Source organism: Cohnella sp. GbtcB17, assembly GCF_019091135.1.
In the GTDB taxonomy this organism is placed as follows: Bacteria; Bacillota; Bacilli; order Paenibacillales; family Paenibacillaceae; genus Cohnella.
On record NZ_JAGXJW010000025.1, the window covers coordinates 23,983 to 42,594 of the forward strand.

Here is an 18,612-nt window from a genome sequence, read left to right on the forward strand (position 1 = left end):
TTAATCTGGCGAAAAACCTGGGGGAAGTCATTCATGGTAGAGACCGTTCGCGGACAAAGGCTCCGCAACCCGATCCGTTCCGCGGCTTTGCGCGGCCGGCACGACGAAGGGAAGGTGTCCGCATGAATCTGGCGAATCGAATCACGCTCGTCCGTATCTTCCTCGTGCCGATCATGACGTTTTTTCTGCTGATCAAGCTGGACGTGTCTCCGCTCACCATCGGCGATTATTCGATTTCCTACAATCAGGTGTTCGCGCTGCTCCTGTTCATCATCGCGGCGTGCACCGACGGATTGGACGGCTACATCGCCCGCAAGCACAAGATCGTGACGAACCTCGGCAAGCTGCTCGACCCGCTCGCGGACAAGCTGCTCGTCGCGGCCGTGCTGATCTCGCTCGTCGAGATGGGCAAGCTCGACGCCTGGGTCGCCATCGTCATCATCAGCCGCGAGTGGGCGGTCACGGGACTTCGGCAGGTCGCCTTGCTCGAAGGCGCCGTGCTTGCCGCCAGCAAATGGGGCAAGTGGAAAACGGCGATTCAAATCGCGATGATCATCGTGCTGCTGCTGAACAATTTCCCGTTCATCTACGTGCACTTCCCGCTCGATACGATCGCGGTCTGGGCCGCTGCGGCCATTACCGTCTATTCGGGCGTCGATTACTTCATTAAGAACAAAAATCTGATCCCGCTGTCCGATCCACCGGCCGGCGAAGGCAAGGGGGCGCGCCGGGACGCATGAGAGCGGAAATTATCGCGGTCGGCACGGAATTGCTGCTCGGCCAGATCGTCAATACGAACGCGCAGTTTTTGTCGCAGCGACTTGCGGAGCTTGGGATCGACGTCTATTTTCAGACGGTCGTTGGGGACAATGAGGAGCGTCTGAGGCAGGCGATCGCGATCGCGGAGTCGCGAGCCGATCTCGTTCTTTTTACCGGCGGTCTCGGCCCGACGATGGACGATCTTACTCGGGATGCGCTGGCCGCTCATCTGGGCGTCGGCATTGAGATGCACGAGCCGTCGCTTGCCAAGATCGAAGCGATGTTCGCCGGCAGGGAGCCTTCGCTCATCGAGATCAACCGCCGTCAGGCGATGCTCGTGGGCGGCGCTTCGCCGCTGCGCAACGATGCGGGTCTCGCCGTCGGCAGCGCGCTCACAGCAGGCGGCACGCATTATATGCTGCTGCCGGGACCGCCGCGCGAGATGAAGCCGATGTTCCTGAACGACGGCGCCGCCTGGCTGAAGGAAAAGCTCGGCGATGCGGCGTCGCTACACTCGGCCATGCTTCGCTTTTGCGGGATCGGCGAGTCCGCGCTCGAGGAGCTCTACAAGGACCTGATCGAGGCGCAGAGCGATCCGACGCTCGCCACGTACGCCAAGGAAGGCGAAGTCGCGCTTCGCGTGTCGACGAAGGCCGCGACGGCCGAGGAGGCGCAAGCCCGGCTCGCACCGACGCTTCAGGAGATTCGCAGACGCGGCGAACGGTACTTGTATGCGGAGAGCGACGTGGCGCTCGAGGCCGAGGTCATTCGGCTGCTCGCGGAGCAGCGGCGGACGATCTCCTGCGCGGAGAGCTGCACGGGCGGCCTGATCGCGACGCTGCTTACGACGGTGCCGGGCAGCGCGGACGCGTTCCTCGGCGGCGTGGTCAGCTACAGCAATCCTGTCAAGCGGGATTTGCTCGGCGTCGACGAGGCGCTGCTGGAGGGCGAAGGCGCGCCGGGGGCGGTCAGCGAGGAGACGGCGCGGGCGATGGCGGAAGGCGTCCGGCAGGCCACCGATACGGATCTGGCGTTGTCGGTGACCGGCGTAGCCGGTCCCGCTTCCTCCGAGGGCAAGCCCGTCGGACTCGTCTACGTCGGGATCGCCGAGCGTGGCAAGCCGGTGCGCGTGGAGAAGCTCCAGCTGCAAGGCGACCGCGAAGGCATCCGGATCCGGGCGGCGAAGCGGGCGCTCTACATGGCTTGGCTGCGGTTGACCGGCAAGGATTGACGGCTCGCTTTAGGCGCCTAGCGCTTGATTGCGGGGCGGGGGCGAGTCTACGGATCTCGCTGTTTTCTATCGAAAGCCCACGTTTAATAGAGTCGTATCGCGAGCATACGCTTGCGCCATGAGTCGAATTATGATAGATTGATTAGGAAAGTTGCGGAAGAACCGTAGCGAAGAATACTTTGCTACGGTTCTTTTTTGGAAGTTTTTCGAACAAATGTTCGCAAAATGCTTGGCAAGCGGTTCGTAAAAAGTTATAATATAACTATCAAATAGATAAGGATGTGGGTGTGTTGTCCGATCGTCGCGCCGCATTAGAGATGGCATTGCGCCAGATTGAAAAGCAATTCGGCAAAGGTTCTATCATGAAGCTGGGAGAGCAAGCCAACCTTCAAGTCGAGACATACTCCAGCGGAGCGCTGGCTTTGGATATCGCCCTCGGGATCGGCGGATTCCCGCGGGGCCGGATTATTGAAGTGTACGGACCGGAGTCCTCCGGTAAGACGACCGTCGCCCTGCATGCGATCGCCGAGGTGCAGCGGTCCGGCGGACAAGCCGCCTTTATCGATGCCGAGCATGCGCTCGATCCGATGTATGCGCGCAACCTGGGCGTCAACATCGACGAGCTGCTGCTCAGCCAGCCGGACACCGGCGAACAGGCGCTGGAGATCGCAGAGGCGCTCGTGCGCAGTGGAGCGGTCGATATCGTGGTCGTAGACTCGGTCGCGGCGCTCGTGCCGAAGGCGGAGATCGAGGGCGACATGGGCGACTCGTTCGTCGGCCTGCAGGCCCGCTTGATGTCGCAGGCGATGCGCAAGCTGTCCGGCGCCATCAGCAAGTCGAAGTCGATCGCGATCTTCATCAACCAGCTTCGCGAGAAGGTCGGCGTCATGTTCGGCAATCCCGAGACGACGCCGGGCGGCCGCGCGCTCAAGTTCTACGCCAGCGTGCGTCTGGACGTGCGCCGGATCGAATCGATCAAGCAAGGCAACGATGTGGTGGGCAACCGGACGCGCATCAAGGTCGTGAAGAACAAGGTCGCGCCGCCGTTCAAGCAAGCCGAGGTCGACATCATGTACGGCGAAGGCATTTCGCGCGAAGGCAGCATCATCGATATCGGCGTCGAGCTGGATATCGTGCAGAAGAGCGGCGCCTGGTTCTCCTTCAACGGCGAGCGTCTGGGACAAGGACGGGAAAATTCCAAGCAGTTCCTGAAGGATCATGCGGATCTGTCCGGACAGATCGAACGGCAAATTCGCGAAGCCACGCTGAACGAAGTGGCAGTGGCGGCCCGTACGAGCGCCGCGCAGCAAGACGAAGACGAGGAAGAGCCGGACTTCGAGAACGAATAAGTTTTGCAGCTTAAGGGCGTCCGCAGCCGCGGATGCCCTTTTGGACATATGCGGCCCGAACGCGGCCGCCGCATACGCAGGCGAGGAGGTTGACCGTCGATGGTCAGAAAAAAAACAGAGTCGAATCCGGCCGACGGGATCGTTGATATCTCCGACGAGCGGGAGTGGAGTCGTTCGCGCACGCGGCGCCCGGCTTCGCCGGGGCGTCTTCTCAAGGTAGAGCCGGAGGACGATGAAACGCAGGCGACGCCAACAGGTCCGGCGTCCGCCGTCATCGTGGCGGTGGAGGCGGACCCGAAGCGGCCCGCCATGTACAAGCTCGCGATCGCTGTGGAGGGCTTGGCGGAGCAGGCACTGATCAGCGTCCACGAGGACACGCTCGTTGCCTGGCGACTGCTTAAGGACCGGCGCTTGTCGCCGGAGGAGTGGGAGATGCTCCGCAAAGAACAGGAAAAGGAAGAAGCGTACCGCTCGGCACTGTATATGCTTGACTTCAAGGCACGTACGCAGACGGAGCTGCGGCGGGGGCTGGCCCGCAAAGGGTATGCCGCTGAGGCGATCGACGGCTGCCTCGAGCGGCTGAACAGGCAAGGATACATCAATGACGCCATGTTCGCGCAGCGCTTCGCCGAGCAGCGCGTGACGGGGCAAAAGAAAGGAAGCCGTCTCGTCCGTCAGGAGCTCATGCAGCGCGGCGTCGACAAGCGGGAGATCGACGAGGCGATCAAGGGGCTCGACGAAGAAGCGGAGCGAAGCTCCGCGCTTGCGCTTGCCGTGAAGCGCTGGCCTTCTATTAAGGGCAAGAGCGAACGTGAGCGGCAGATGAAGCTGATGAACATGCTGCTGCGCAGAGGCTTTCCAGGCGCGGCGGCTCGCGAAGCCGTGCGCAAAGCGTCCGCAGCCGCAGAAGAGGCCGAGGATTGGGAAACGCCGGAGGAGCCGTACGAAGAGGACGGCCTGGAATGACGAATGAGAGCGGGGACCGCTTCCGGTTTTTCCGACCCCGCTTGTTGCTTGCGCCGGCTTCCGAGCCGGCGTTTGCGCTTTATTCAGGCTTATTCGCCACAAAGGGCGGGCGAGGAGCGCCCGTCCTTGCATTGCTTGACAATCCATTTTCACAAAAGATACAATGAGTGAGTATTCCATCATCGCGCTACCGATTCTTTTTCCTTCCAAAAAACGATTCGGATAGTGAATTTTCGACGATTTACGCGAGACTACGGAACGGTTCTGAAACCGGCGCACAATTAAATAGGTGTCCCAAGATTTGCCTTGGTGATACAACGAGGAGGTGAAGACCATGGAGTCATGGATCTGGGTCTTGATCGTCATCGTTGTTGGCGTGCTTTTCTTTGGGATCGGTTATGTTGTACGCAAGTCCATTGCGGAAGCTAAAATATCCAGTGCCGAAGAGGCGGCCAAGCAGATCGTAGAAAATGCGAGAAAAGAAGCCGACGCCCTCCGCAAGGAGACGGTACTGGAAGCCAAAGACGAGGTGCACAAGCTCCGGAACGAAGCGGAACGCGATATTAGAGAGCGCCGCAACGAGATTCAGCGGCAGGAACGACGGCTGGTTCAGAAGGAAGAATCGCTGGACCGGAAGCTGGAGCAGCTGGAACGCAAGGAGGAGCAAGTCGCCAACAAAGAGAAACGGATCGAAGAGACCCAAGAACAGATCGAGACGCTTCATAAGCAGCAAATAACGGAGCTCGAACGCATCTCTAACCTGACGATGGAAGACGCCAAGCAGCTGATTCTGTCCACGGTCGAGCAGGAAGTGCGTCACGAGACCGCTCAACTGATCAAAGACATCGAGCAGCAGGCGAAGGAAGAAGGCGACAAGCGCGCCCGCGACATCATCTCGCTCGCGATTCAGCGCTGCGCCGCGGATCACGTGGCGGAGACGACGGTATCCGTCGTGACGCTCCCGAACGAAGAGATGAAGGGTCGGATCATCGGCCGCGAAGGCCGGAACATCCGCGCGCTGGAGACGCTCACCGGCATCGATCTGATCATCGACGATACGCCGGAGGCCGTCATCCTGTCGGGCTTCGACCCGATCCGCCGCGAGATTGCGCGCACCGCGCTCGAGAAGCTCGTCGCCGACGGACGCATTCACCCTGCCCGCATCGAGGAGATGGTGGAGAAGTCCCGCCGCGAAGTGGACGAGCGGATTCGCGAATACGGAGAGCAAGCGACGTTCGAGGTAGGGGTTCACGGTCTCCATCCGGACCTCATCAAGATTCTCGGTCGCCTGAAGTTCCGTACGAGCTACGGCCAGAATGTGCTTAAGCATTCGATGGAGGTCGCGTATCTGACCGGACTGATGGCTGCCGAGCTCGGAGAGGACATTTCTCTCGCCAAACGCGCCGGCTTGCTGCATGATATCGGCAAGGCGCTCGACCACGAAGTGGAAGGTTCGCATGTCGAGATCGGCGTAGAATTGGCGAAGAAATACAAGGAGCACCCGGTCGTCATCAACAGTATCGCGTCCCACCACGGCGACGTGGAGGCGACTTCGGTCATCGCGATGCTGGTCGGCGCGGCCGACGCGCTCAGCGCAGCCCGTCCGGGCGCGCGTCGAGAGACGCTCGAGACGTACATCCGTCGGCTCGAGAAGCTCGAAGCCATCTCGGAGTCGTTCGAAGGCGTCGAGAAGTCGTACGCCATCCAGGCCGGACGCGAGGTTCGCGTCATGGTTCAGCCGGAGAAGGTCGACGACGGAGAAGCGTTCAGGCTCGCGCGCGATATCACGAAGAAGATCGAGAGCGAACTCGATTATCCGGGACATATTAAGGTCACGGTCATTCGCGAGACGCGGGCGGTCGAATACGCCAAGTAACAGCAACGCTATACGGGGGAGTGGCCGCCACGATTGGCGGCCATTTCTTTCGTTGTCGGGCCGAATGAATGCAGACAGGCCGAGCAACAGAAAGGTGGATTTCATGAAAGTCGTTTTCATCGGGGATATCGTCGGCCAAGTCGGCCGGGATACCGTCAAGCGGCTGCTGCCGTGGCTTAAGGACCGGTACCAGCCGCATATCGTCATCGCCAACGGCGAAAATGCCGCAGGCGGGCGGGGCATTAACGCCGCGATCACCCGCGAGCTGTTCGCGGCCGGCGTGCAGGGCATCACGATGGGCAATCACACCTGGGACAATCGCGAGATCTTCGAGTTCATCGACGACGAGGCCCGCATGGTCCGGCCGGCCAATCTGCCGCCGGGCACACCCGGCCGCGGCTATACGATCATTAAGAGTGGCAGCCGTGAGCTGGCCATCGTGAACTTGATCGGACGTACCTTCCTGCCGCCGTCCGACTGTCCGTTCCGCAAGGCGGACGAGATCATCGACGAGCTGCGCCGTAAAACGAAGTGCATCCTCGTCGACTTCCATGCCGAAGCGACGAGCGAGAAGATCGCGATGGGCTGGCATCTCGACGGACGCGCCTCGGTCGTGCTCGGCACGCATACCCATGTGCAGACGAACGACGAGCGGATTTTGCCTGAAGGCACCGCGTACGTGACCGATGCGGGAATGACGGGACCGCGCGACGGCGTGCTCGGGATGGAACGGGAGAGCGTGCTGCGCAAGTTCATAACGGGCATGCCGACACGGTTCCAGGTCGCCGAGACGAAGTGGCATTTGAACGGGCTGTTCGTCGACATCGACGAAACGACGGGCAAAGCCGTCAGCGTCCGTACGATTCGCGTGGACGAGGACAGCTGGATCCCGGCCTGACGCCTTGCGCGTTCGCGACCATTTAGCGACCCTATACGATCGAAGCCGCGCCTAGGAGCGCGGCTTTTTTATATCTTCGATCGTGCTTTTTCAAGGAAATCCCCATTTTCTGAATTTTATGAATTTAGATCGCCGAGCCAATCCAGCAGGGCAGGAATTAATCGTCGGCATCCCGAATATGATCGGTTAGTGAGCCCATCCTTAACCCCAAGGAGGAACTGGTCATGGATGTATTAAAGGTATCGGCAAAATCGAACCCAAACTCCGTCGCAGGCGCATTGGCAGGGGTGCTACGTGAGCGTGGAGGGGCAGAGCTGCAGGCGATCGGCGCCGGCGCGCTGAATCAGGCGGTCAAGGCGGTCGCGATCGCAAGAGGATTCGTCGCGCCGAGCGGCGTCGATTTGATTTGTATACCGGCTTTTACGGATATCGTCATCGACGGGGAAGACCGCACGGCCATCAAACTGATCGTCGAGCCCAGATAATATTCCTGAACCGTTCGTCCGATTACGAGAGCCTGACCTGCCATCGCATGGGTGCGGATGCCGCGGAGCTTACCGCGCAGCTCGCTTCTCTCGCGCCCGCAGGTTTTTTTGTTGTTCCCGAATAAAGAAGAGGGGGAGACGCCATGCGAATCGCGGATTTGCATTGCGATGCGCTCAGCAAGCTCGATCGAGACCCGAAGCTGGATTGGGCCGCAGCGCCCGCCGGATTGGACGTGAGCGCCGAACGATTGGCGAGGGGAAATGTCGGACTTCAGGCGTTTGCGATCTGGGTGCCGACGGGAACGCCGAAAACGCCGGAAAGCGCGCTGCGCCAGGCAGCGCTTTTCCATGACAAAGTATTGTCCGCACCGGGCATGCGGCTCGTGCGAAGCGGCGTGGACGTAGAGGCCGTATTAAGCCCGGATGCGTCCCAAAGAGGAGCGCTGCTGACGCTCGAAGGCGCGGACGCGCTGCGCGGTGAGCGGTGGGCGCTTCGGCTGCTCCATCGGCTCGGACTTCGGCTGCTCGGACTCACCTGGAACGAAGCGAATTGGGCCTGCGACGGCATTATGGAGCCGCGTGGCGCCGGCTTGACGAAGGAGGGGAGAAGCCTCGTCTCGGAATGTGAAGCGCTCGGCATCATGATCGACGTGTCGCATCTGTCCGAAAAAGGCTTCTGGGACATCGCGGAGCTCGCGCGGCGGCCGTTCATCGCCTCCCACTCCAACGCCCGCTCGATTTGCCCGCATCCGCGCAACCTGACGGACGATCAGATTCGTGCGCTCGTCGCGGCGAACGGCTTGATCGGCATTACGTTCGTTCCGTTTTTCCTCCAGGCGTTAAGACCCGCAGGCATCGACGACGTGCTGCGGCATGTCGAACATGTGTGTGCGCTTGGCGGCGCGAACCATATCGCGTTCGGCTCGGACTTCGACGGCATCGACACGTATACGCAAGGGCTCGCCGGACCCGCCGACTATCCGGCGCTTGCGGACGCGCTGCTGGCGCGCCACCCCGAACGGCTCGTTCACGGCTGGCTGTCGGGACACGCGCGGCGTTTTTTAACCGACAATCTGAAATAACGTCTAACGCTCCGCAAATCCCTGCAAATAGATAGGCAAAACGATGACGATAAACAAAAGTATGGTCGCATATTTCGACCGAAACTATTGCAATTTGACAAGACGAATCATAAAATTTATTAGATCGGCGTCATGTTTATGGCGTACGCGAATTTGTATATAACATATTCTTCAAGCTTGGCCTATGATGACACCAGTCACCCTACGCATGAGGAGATGGAAGCATTGATCGAGCAACTTTCTTGGAAAATCGGCGGCCAGCAGGGGGAGGGCGTCGAGAGTACGGACCGTATTTTTTCGACGGCGCTCAACCGGCTCGGCTATTATCTATACGGCTATCGTCACTTCTCCTCCCGGATCAAGGGCGGTCATACGAACAACAAAATCCGCATCAGCACGCATCCGATACGCGCGATCTCGGACGATCTGGATATTCTCGTCGCGTTCGACCAGGAGAGCATCGATCTGAACGCGAAGGAGCTTCGCGCGGGCGGGGTTATCGTCGCAGACGCCAAGTTCGCGCCTGTCGTGCCCGAGGGCGTTGATGCGCAGCTGTTCGCCGTGCCTATTACGGCGATCGCCGAGGAGCTCGGCACGTCGCTGATGAAAAACATGGTCGCGTCAGGGGCTTCCTGGGCGCTGCTCGGTCTGCCGATCGAGGTGTTCAACCGGGCGGTCGAAGAGGAGTTCGGACGCAAGGGCGCGGCCGTCGTCGAGAAAAACGTGGAAGCGGTACGCCGCGGCGCGGAATTCGTGCTCGAGCAGGCCGGCGGCCCGATCGAGGCGTTTAAGCTGGCCGAAGCGGACGGCAAGCAAAAGCTGTTCATGATCGGCAACGAAGCGCTCGGACTCGGTTCCGTCGCGGCCGGCTGCCGCCTCATGTCCGCCTACCCGATCACGCCGGCGTCGGAAGTGATGGAGTATCTGATCAAAAAGCTGCCGAAGTTCGGGGGCACCGTCATTCAGACGGAGGACGAGATCGCGGCGGTCACGATGGCCATCGGGGCGAACTACGGCGGCGTGCGCACGATGACGGCTTCGGCCGGCCCGGGCCTGTCGCTCATGATGGAGGCGATCGGGCTGTCCGGCATGACCGAGACGCCGCTCGTCATCATCGATACGCAGCGCGGCGGTCCTTCGACCGGCTTGCCGACGAAGCAGGAGCAGTCCGACATCAACGCGCTGATCTACGGCACGCACGGCGAGATTCCGAAGGTCGTCATCGCGCCGAGCACGATCGAGGAATGCTTCTACGACATGATCGAAGCGTTTAACATCGCAGAGGAATACCAGGTGCCGGTCATCGTGGCGACCGACCTGCAGCTGTCGCTCGGCAAGCAATCGTGCGAGCCGCTCGACTACAAGCGCATCGAGATCAAGCGCGGCAAGCTTATCCCGCTTGAACAGGAGCTGGCGCCGACGGAGCCGAACAAGCTGTTCAAGCGCTACGAGTTCACCGAGGACGGCGTCTCGCCGCGGGTGCTGCCCGGCGCGAAGCACGGCATTCACCATGTGACCGGCGTCGAGCACGACGAGGAAGGCCGTCCGTCGGAGAGCGCGGTCAACCGCCGCAAGATGATGGATAAGAGATTGAACAAGCTCGGCGCGCTGCGCATTACCGACGCCGTCAAGTCGGACGGGCCGAGCGAGCCCGCCGATCTGCTCATCGTGTCGATGGGCTCTACGGGCGGCACGATCAATGAGGCGCAGGAGCGGCTGACGCAGAAAGGCATCGCCTCGAGCCATGTGACGGTGCGCCAGTTGCATCCGTTCCCGAGCGACCTGCTTGCGCCTTACCTGGAGCGGGCGGCCAAGGTCGTCGTGCTCGAGAACAACGCGACGGGCCAGCTCGCCAACCTGATCAAGCAAAACGTCGGCTATCACGACAAAATCGTAAATCTGCTCAAATACGACGGCACGCCGTTCCTGCCTTCCGAAGTTTATCAAGCCTGCAAGGAGCTGAAGCTGTAATGGCTACATTCAAAGAATTCCGCAACAACGTCAAGCCGAACTGGTGCCCCGGCTGCGGGGACTTCACCGTGCAGGCTTCGATTCAGCGGGCGGCCGCGAACGTCGGCCTCGAACCCGAGCAGCTCGCCGTCATTTCGGGCATCGGCTGCTCGGGCCGTATTTCCGGCTATATTAACGCGTACGGACTGCATGGCATACACGGCCGCGCACTGCCGATCGCCCAAGGCGTCAAGCTCGCGAACCGCGAGCTGACCGTCATCGCCTCCGGCGGCGACGGCGACGGCTTCGCGATCGGCATGGGTCATACGGTGCATGCAATCCGCCGGAACCTGGACCTCACCTACATCGTCATGGACAATCAGATCTACGGTCTGACGAAGGGCCAGACGTCTCCCCGCAGCGCGGAAGGCTTCAAGACGAAGTCGACGCCGGAAGGTTCGATCGAGACGACGCTGTCGCCGCTCGAGATCGCGCTGTCCGCTGGCGCCACTTTTGTGGCCCAGTCGTTTTCCAGCGATCTGAAGCAGCTGACCTCGCTCATCGAGCAGGCGATTCAGCACAAAGGCTTCTCGATCATCAACGTATTCTCGCCCTGCGTGACCTTCAATAAAGTCAACACCTACGATTGGTTCAAGGAGAACATCGTCAACCTCGAGCAGTTCACCGACTACGACCCGTCGAACCGGATCGCGGCGATGACGAAAATCATGGAGACCAGCGGCATGCTGACGGGCCTGATCTACCAGGATACGACGCGCAAGTCGTACGAGGACATGGCGGTCGGCTTCAGGGCCGAGGCGCTGGCGAAGCAGGATCTGACGCTTCCCGAAGCGGAATTTGACAAGCTGCTCGCGGAATTCAGATAAGGAAGGCAAGGAAGGCAAGCCTTCGATAGCGGCAGCCGGGACATGCAAGCCTGTCCCGGCTGCCGCTATTTGTTTTTCGCGCGTACACACGATGGACACAAGGGTACGATAAAGTTATAGACGTACCGGATGCCAGGCCGGGGAGGGGGAGCGGCGATGAAGCGAACGATATTGCTAGCGGAAGACGACGCGCTCATGCGAGAGTTTATTACGGATTATTTTGTCAGGGAAGGCTGGAACGTGCTCGAAGCGGATAACGGGCGAACGGCGCTGGACCTATTCGAACGGAACGCCGTCGATCTGGTCGTGCTCGATCTGATGATGCCTGAGCTGGACGGCTGGACGACTTGCAGGCGCATCCGGGAAAAGTCGGACGTGCCGGTCATCATCATTACGGCGCGGGCGGAGGACGACGACCAGATACTGGGGTACGAGCTCGGTGCCGACGAATACGTGACCAAACCGCTCAGCCCGCGCGTGCTCGTCGCCAGGGCAGCGGCGCTTATGCGCCGGACCGAAGGGACGGTCGGACGCGACGGCGAACGGCTCGTGTTCGGCGAGCTGACGATCGACCGGCATGCGCATGCCGCCGCTGTGTCCGGGGAGACGCTTCATTTGTCGCCGAAGGAGTTCGAGCTGCTGGCGTTTCTCGCGAAGCACGAAGGCAAAGTGCTCGCCCGCGACTATATTTTGGATTCGGTATGGGGCTACGAATACGACGGCGATCCGCGTACGGTCGATACGCATGTCAAAAAGCTGCGCGCCAAGCTCGGTCCCGAAGGCCGGCTGATCGCCACGGTCGTGCGCACCGGCTACAAATTCGAGGGGACGCCATGAAAAGGCGAAGCGTCGTTATGAAGCTGTTCGCGGTGACGGCGGCTCTTGTTCTCCTTCTTTTCATAATCCTGCTTCTGGCGGAGGGCCTGTTTTTCGAGCGATTTTATCGCACGTCCAAAAACGAGGCGATCGAGAAGAGCCTGACGGCGTTCGGAAACGCGTACCGGCAGGCAGAGCAATCGAAGCCGGGCAGCGGAACGCGTCTGCTCGGCGAATTCATGAACCGGAGCGACGCGAGTATCGCGATGCTGAACGAACGATTCGAGCTCATTGCCGCCCACCCCTATTTTCTCGAGCTGCGCGCGGACGGCAAGACGGTCACTGTGCCGCTCACAAGCGAAGGAATGACGGCGGACGCGCTGCCGCCGGGACTCAAGATCGGGGATCGGCTGACGGTCGACGGCATTTTTATGGACGAGGAAGATACGATTATGCAGCCGATCGCCATCGGACAAGAGGAGCGTGCGCTCGAGGAGGGACTCGTGCGGGTAAGCGGGACGATCGCGGATCTCCTCGTGCCGGAGCGCCGTTCGTACAATCCGTTTTACCAGGATATGCAGATGAATGAAGCGCTCTCTAAATGGCTGACCGATGCGGAAAAGGCAACGATCCAAACGATGGGCGGGGGAACCGCGAAGACGGAATGGACAGACCCATGGAGCGGGGTACGCTATGCGGCCATGCTGCAGCCTTTTGCGCCGGGGAGCGGGGATGCCCGCTATTTGTTCGCCATGACTTCCCTGCAGCCGGTCGGAGAAGCGGTAGACATGCTCAAGCGATACATCGCTTATTTGGCGCCGGTCGTATTGGTTGTCGGTCTGTTGTTGTCCTGGGTGTATTCGAGAATGGTCTCAAGACCGCTCGTAAGGCTGACCCGTTCGGCGACGCGGCTCTCCGAGCTCGACTTTGCCGGGCACGAGGAGATTCGGTCGAAGGACGAATTCGGGGAGCTGTCGAGTCGCATGACCGCGATGTCGCGGAATCTGGAGGCCGCGCTGGCGGAGCTGAGGCAAGCGAACGAGCAACTGAAGCGGGACGTCGAGGAAAAAGAACGTTCCGAACGGCTGCGCAAGGAATTGGTCGCGAATATCTCGCATGAGCTGAAGACGCCGCTCGGCATCGTGAAGGGCTTCGCGGAGGGCCTTCAAGACGGCGTCGCCGCCGACAAGCGGGAACGGTACCTGTCGATCATCGTGACGGAGACGGATCGGATGAACGCGCTGATTATGGATATGCTTGAGCTGTCCCGCTTCGAGGTCAGTGCCGTGCGGCTGCAGCCGGAAGCGATCTCCTTGTCGGCGTCGATTCGAGAAGCGTTGCGGTCGTTTTCCGGGCAGATCGAAGAGAAAGGGCTGCTTCTTGCGGCGAACGCGCACGAGGAATGGCAAGTGCATGCGGACCCGAAGCGGATCGAGCAGGTGCTCATGAATTTGCTCGGCAATGCGATCCGGCATGCTGCCGAAGGCGGCGCGCTTGCGGTCGAAGTGGCGCGCCATTCGCCGGGCCGAGCAATTGCGACGATCGAAAACGAAGGGGCGCCCATCGCCGCAGCCGACCTGGACCGCATCTGGGAGCAATTTTACCGCGCCGAGCGCTCGAGGGACCGCAAGTCGGGCGGCACGGGCCTTGGCCTCGCCATCGTGAAGCACATACTAACGCTGCACGGAAGCGAGTTCGGGGTTCGCAATACGGCGCGCGGCGTCGCTTTCTACTTTACTTTAAACGAAACCGGAGGAGATTCGAATGAACCTTAAAAAATGGACGTATGCCGCCGCGATCGCAGCGCTGCTGATGACGAGCGCCTGCGGGGAAAAAACGAATACCGAAACGCAGGCTTCGGCGGGCGCTTCTTCGTCTGCTACGCAAGCGACGCCGGCGCCTTCCACGACAACTTCGCCGTCCGCTTCCCCATCGGCATCGCCGTCAGCGGTTGCATCGCCTTCCCCATCGGCATCGCCTTCCTCGGCGTCGTTCGAGGAGCCGGCCGACCAGAAAATATTGATCGTCATCGATCAGACGGAGAAGCCGATCGAAGGCAACAGCTTCGACTTCGTCGTCAAGCAGGTGCCGACCGGCTACGCGCTGGCCGAGATGAGCTGGACGTCAGGCGATACGAAAATCGTCAACACGCTGCAGGACGCCATTGCCCATGGCGGCAATGGCGAGAACGGATTTTACATCAGCGGCGACGGTCAGTTCATGGGATTCTTCTACCCCGACGAGCTGAAGGGACAGGAGGGCGAGGTCAGCTTCCTGTTCAAGGACGACAAAGGAAATGAAAAGAGCTGGACGAAAAAAATCACATTAAAGTGATGCGAGGCAGCGTACCGATAATTGACGAAGAGAGAAGGGATCCTCTGAGCGGGAGGATCCTCTCTCTTTTTTTATTTCAACAAATGTAGAATGGCGCCGTTAACTTCATATTTCGCCGAGAAGCAAACTTTCCGGCCTGCCGCAAGCACGACCCGCGCCGAAGCGGCGGTCGTCCTGCAGCGGCTGCTCATTGGTCATTTTTTTCACTCTTTCACCCTTTTTATCCTTTTCATAAAAACGATGAAGATCTCAAATTTCAGGCGATACGCATTGACGCGCGAATCCGGTAAGGTTGGGCATGAGGGGGTGAGAGAATTGAAAGAGGAGAGTGTCATCATGCATCCCTTCGAGGGAGACGGGACAGAGATTCAGGCCGCGCCGGTCGGCGCGGTTCCAAAAAAGAAAGGCAAGCTCACTGCGCGTTTATGGCGGGAGCGGTACCTGTATTTGCTGCTGCTGCCGGGGCTCGCTTACTTCATCTTGTACAGATACGTCCCGATGCTCGGCAACGTGATCGCGTTCCAGGACTTCAGTCCGTTCCAGGGCTTCCTGCACAGCGACTGGGTGGGGTTCGCCCATTTTCGCAAAATTTTCAGCGATCCTGAAGTCGTTCGCGTGCTGGGCAACACGCTTCTGCTATCTTTGCTTCAGATCGCGTTCGCTTTCCCGATTCCCATCGTGCTGACAATCATGTTGAACGAGCTTCGGAGCGAGAAGTACAAGCGCTTGCTGCAGTCCATCCTTTATTTGCCTCACTTTCTGTCCTGGGTCGTCGTCATCGGCATCGCGACGATCTTCCTGAAGACGGAGGGGCTCGTCAACGAGGTGCTGCATGCCCTATTCGGCGCGGAGCCGACGGCCTTCCTGCAGGAGCCCGGCTGGTTCATGCCGCTGCTCGTGCTCGAGGTGATCTGGAAGGAAGCGGGCTGGGGAACGATTATGTTCCTGGCGGCGCTGTCCGGCATCAATCCGAGCCTGTACGAAGCGGCGGTCGTGGACGGCGCGAGCAGGTGGCGGCAGATCTGGCATATTACGCTTCCAGGCTTGCGCAGCACGATCGTTATCTTGTTCATCCTGCGTCTGGGCACCGTGCTCGATTCGGGCTTCGAGCAAGTATTCCTGATGCTGAATCCGTTCACGATGGATATCGGCAACGTGCTCGATACGTTCGTCTATTACAAAGGCATCCAGCAATCCGACTTCAGCTTCGGCACGGCTGTCGGTTTGTTCAAGAGCATCGTGGGGCTGTTGCTCATATTGGGCGCGAACAAGCTCGCGAAGAAGTACGGGGACCAAGGCGTGTTCTAAACGAAAGGGGGTGAACGTCCGATGCGACACAAGGGAACGTTATCCGGGCGGCTGACGGACGGCTTAAACGTCGTATTGCTAGGCCTGTTGGCATTGCTCATGCTGCTGCCATTCTACTATATCTTCGTCGTCTCCTTCGTAGATGCGAAGGAGTTCTCCTCGAGCGAACTGATCCTCTGGCCGAAAAATTGGGTGTCCGATGCCTACGATTACATTCTGTCCTCCAAAGAGTTCATACGGTCGATGGGCGTAACGATCTACGTAACGGCGCTCGGCACGCTGGTCAATCTCGTTTTGACGGCTACGATGGCCTATGCTATAACTCGGAATATATGGGGACAGCGCTTTTATGTGTTTCTCGTGCTGTTTACGTTTATTTTTTCCGCAGGCATGATTCCGACGTATCTGATCGTCAAGGAGACCGGTCTGATCGACAGTTACTGGTCGCTCATCCTGCCAAGTGCGATTAATCCCTTCAACCTGATCGTCATGCGCCAGTTTTTTATGGGTATCCCCGACGAGCTGAGCGAGGCCGCGGTCATCGACGGCGCGAACGACCTGCAAATCTTCGCCAAAATCATACTCCCGTTGTCCAAGCCCGCGATCGCGGCATTCGGATTGTTTTATGCAGTCCTCAACTGGAATACGTATTTCGGCGCGATTTTGTATTTGAACGATCCAACCAAATGGACCGTGCAGGTCGTCTTGAGACAGCTCGTCATTCTTAACGACCAAGATACGCTCGCCTCGGCCGCACGCGATGCGGCATTGGCAGGAGAACTGCCGCCGAGCGAGACGATCGGAATGGCCGCGATCCTGCTGGCGACGCTGCCGATTCTGGCCGTCTATCCCTTTCTGCAAAAGCACTTCGCGAAAGGGGTGATGCTCGGCTCGGTAAAAGGCTAGATCCGCCGGACGGGCAGGCAGCCGGACAGCGTCGTACCATCGCTATACCAACGATTATCGGGAGGGTTATCCAAAAATGAAAAAAATGCTAACCGTAGGTCTCTTGGCTAGCATGGCCGTCAGCATGGCGGCATGCGCTTCGAACAACAACAATAATACGGCATCGCCAAGCGCTTCGGGCGCAAGCCCCTCGGCATCCGCCAGCGCCAGCGCTTCCCAGCCGTCTTCGAGCGCCGTGCCGAGCGACGCGTCTAAAAAGATCTCCATAAGCGCCATCGAAGGCACCTGGCTGTCCCCGGTCCCCGCCGATACCGGGGGCGGGCTCAAAAAAATCAATGAAAAATTCAACGTCGAGTACAAGCCGCAATTCGTTCCTTACGAAGAATATTCGAGCAAGCTGCCGGTCGTCATGGCCGCGGGCGATCTGCCGGACGTCATCGGCATCGAGGCGGTCGACTCCAACTTCGTCAAGTGGGCGAAGCAAGGCGCGTTTCTGCCGCTGAACGATTATATAGACAAGTACCCGACACTCAAGGCCGTTCCCAAAAACGTATGGGACGCCGTCACGGTCGAAGGTAAAATTTATGCGATTCCGCAGTACTTTCCGTCAAAATACGGCAAAAAGCCGATCATCCGCAAAGATTGGCTGGACAATCTGGGACTTGCCATGCCGACGACCTATGAAGAACTGGAGAAAGTGGCAATCGCCTTCACGAAGGACGATCCGGACAAAAACGGAAAGGACGACACGTACGGCTTCGCGTTGTCCAAGCAGATCGTCTACGGAGCGTCGATGGGCGCGGCCTGGGATATAGGCTGGTACAACAAAAACGCGGAAGGACAGCTCATCCCGGGCATCATCTCGGACGGCTATAAGGAGCAAACGCAGTTCCTCGCCAATCTGTACAAAGCTGGCGCGCTTCACAAGGATTGGGCGGTCAGCAAATCGACCGACGTCGGCAAAGATTTCTTCGCCGGGAAATACGGCATTTGGTACGAGCAGGCGTATTCGATGGGCGGAGATCAGTTCAAGACGCTGAAGGAGCTATCCCCGACCGCCGAAGTCGTCGTCATTCCACCGTTCAAGCAAGCCGATGGCCAGCAAGGCTTTACGGCGGGTCAAGGTTATTATATCGTTACCGCGCTGAATGCCAAGATGAAGGGCGACGAGGATAAGATCAACCGAATTTTGCAGATGCAGGACTACTTTAGAACGTACATTCCTTTCGATCAACGGGGCCCGCAAAACCCGGATTACGATTGGCAGAACGGCGGCGAAAACGTCGCCTATAAAATGGTCGACGGCCTGCCGGTGGCGATACCCGAGGGAGCGGATGAGCGTCCAGGCCGCTACCATAAAGTCGCGCAATGGGCGGAAACGGACGAAGCGACGGAACCATACAAGACATACGCCGATCCGACGGCGCGCGCCTTTGCGCAAGCTTCCGTCGATCTGCTGAAAAACACGAAATTTTACGTGGATCCGGTCTATCGCATTCACTCCGAGGTGCTCGCGCAGAAGGGCTCCGAACTTGAACAGATCGCGAAGGAGTGGCAGACGAAGATGATCGTCGGCCAAGAACCGATAGCAAGCTGGGACAAGATGGTCGAAGAATATATGAAAAAAGGCGGCAAGGAATTGATCGACGAAGTTAACAAGCTGCTCGCTGATGCCGGCATTCAAGGCGAGTGGAAGTAAGCGTCCGGAACGCGTACGCGCATAACAAAGAAAGGAGGGGCGAGAGCCCCTCCTTTCTTTGTGCTT

The 18,612-nt window shown here is 59.3% G+C and carries 16 protein-coding genes; all 16 read left to right on the plus strand.

Features of this window, described 5'->3' with window-relative positions; translation table 11 throughout:
• Positions 1 to 122: 122 nt before the first annotated feature.
• The 16 genes from pgsA to KVT38_RS15340 all read left to right on the plus strand — a co-directional run bounded on the left by pgsA (position 123) and on the right by KVT38_RS15340 (position 18,546).
• Complete coding sequence (gene pgsA / locus KVT38_RS15265; protein WP_217594587.1) at positions 123 to 740, plus strand: CDP-diacylglycerol--glycerol-3-phosphate 3-phosphatidyltransferase; 618 nt, start codon at positions 123 to 125, stop codon at positions 738 to 740.
• A complete protein-coding gene (locus KVT38_RS15270) occupies positions 737 to 1,990 on the plus strand; it encodes a competence/damage-inducible protein A (RefSeq protein WP_217594588.1) in 1,254 nt (417 codons plus the stop codon). Before pgsA ends, KVT38_RS15270 begins: the two co-directional genes overlap by 4 nt.
• 290 nt (positions 1,991 to 2,280) lie before the next feature.
• Positions 2,281 to 3,339, plus strand: a complete 1,059-nt coding sequence (gene recA / locus KVT38_RS15275) for a recombinase RecA (protein ID WP_217594589.1) — start codon at positions 2,281 to 2,283, stop codon at positions 3,337 to 3,339.
• A gap of 99 nt (positions 3,340 to 3,438) precedes the next feature.
• Positions 3,439 to 4,305 carry a regulatory protein RecX gene (locus KVT38_RS15280; RefSeq protein ID WP_217594590.1) on the plus strand — a complete coding sequence of 289 codons (867 nt, stop codon included), beginning with the start codon at positions 3,439 to 3,441 and terminating at the stop codon, positions 4,303 to 4,305.
• 334 nt (positions 4,306 to 4,639) lie between these two features.
• Positions 4,640 to 6,181: a ribonuclease Y gene (rny, locus tag KVT38_RS15285; protein ID WP_090115788.1), complete on the plus strand. Its 1,542-nt coding sequence runs from the start codon at positions 4,640 to 4,642 to the stop codon at positions 6,179 to 6,181.
• Between the two features lie 103 nt (positions 6,182 to 6,284).
• Entirely contained in the window at positions 6,285 to 7,079 is a 795-nt protein-coding gene (locus KVT38_RS15290) for a TIGR00282 family metallophosphoesterase (protein ID WP_217594591.1), read from the plus strand.
• Positions 7,080 to 7,303: 224 nt separating this feature from the next.
• Positions 7,304 to 7,564, plus strand: a complete 261-nt coding sequence (locus KVT38_RS15295; protein ID WP_044877525.1) for a stage V sporulation protein S — start codon at positions 7,304 to 7,306, stop codon at positions 7,562 to 7,564.
• A 143-nt stretch (positions 7,565 to 7,707) separates the two neighbouring features.
• Positions 7,708 to 8,646, plus strand: a complete 939-nt coding sequence (locus KVT38_RS15300; protein WP_217594592.1) for a dipeptidase — start codon at positions 7,708 to 7,710, stop codon at positions 8,644 to 8,646.
• Between the two features lie 225 nt (positions 8,647 to 8,871).
• Complete coding sequence (locus KVT38_RS15305) at positions 8,872 to 10,617, plus strand: 2-oxoacid:acceptor oxidoreductase subunit alpha (protein ID WP_217594593.1); 1,746 nt, start codon at positions 8,872 to 8,874, stop codon at positions 10,615 to 10,617.
• Positions 10,617 to 11,483, plus strand: coding sequence for a 2-oxoacid:ferredoxin oxidoreductase subunit beta (locus KVT38_RS15310; protein ID WP_217594594.1), 867 nt, complete (start codon positions 10,617 to 10,619; stop codon positions 11,481 to 11,483). Before KVT38_RS15305 ends, KVT38_RS15310 begins: the two co-directional genes overlap by 1 nt.
• Positions 11,484 to 11,639: 156 nt before the next feature.
• The gene (locus KVT38_RS15315; RefSeq protein WP_217594595.1) at positions 11,640 to 12,320 is read left to right on the plus strand and encodes a response regulator transcription factor; all 681 of its coding nucleotides are present in this window, start codon (positions 11,640 to 11,642) and stop codon (positions 12,318 to 12,320) included.
• Positions 12,317 to 14,074, plus strand: coding sequence for a sensor histidine kinase (locus KVT38_RS15320; RefSeq protein WP_217594596.1), 1,758 nt, complete (start codon positions 12,317 to 12,319; stop codon positions 14,072 to 14,074). The genes KVT38_RS15315 and KVT38_RS15320 overlap by 4 nt, the downstream gene beginning before the upstream one ends.
• Positions 14,064 to 14,633, plus strand: coding sequence for a hypothetical protein (locus KVT38_RS15325; RefSeq protein WP_217594597.1), 570 nt, complete (start codon positions 14,064 to 14,066; stop codon positions 14,631 to 14,633). The genes KVT38_RS15320 and KVT38_RS15325 overlap by 11 nt, the downstream gene beginning before the upstream one ends.
• Before the next feature lie 315 nt (positions 14,634 to 14,948).
• On the plus strand, positions 14,949 to 15,941 hold the full coding sequence (locus KVT38_RS15330; RefSeq protein WP_254639251.1) for an ABC transporter permease: 993 nt from the start codon (positions 14,949 to 14,951) through the stop codon (positions 15,939 to 15,941).
• Between the two features lie 21 nt (positions 15,942 to 15,962).
• Complete coding sequence (locus tag KVT38_RS15335; protein WP_217594598.1) at positions 15,963 to 16,847, plus strand: carbohydrate ABC transporter permease; 885 nt, start codon at positions 15,963 to 15,965, stop codon at positions 16,845 to 16,847.
• A gap of 76 nt (positions 16,848 to 16,923) precedes the next feature.
• Positions 16,924 to 18,546: an extracellular solute-binding protein gene (locus KVT38_RS15340; RefSeq protein WP_217594599.1), complete on the plus strand. Its 1,623-nt coding sequence runs from the start codon at positions 16,924 to 16,926 to the stop codon at positions 18,544 to 18,546.
• The last annotated feature ends 66 nt before the right edge of the window (positions 18,547 to 18,612 follow it).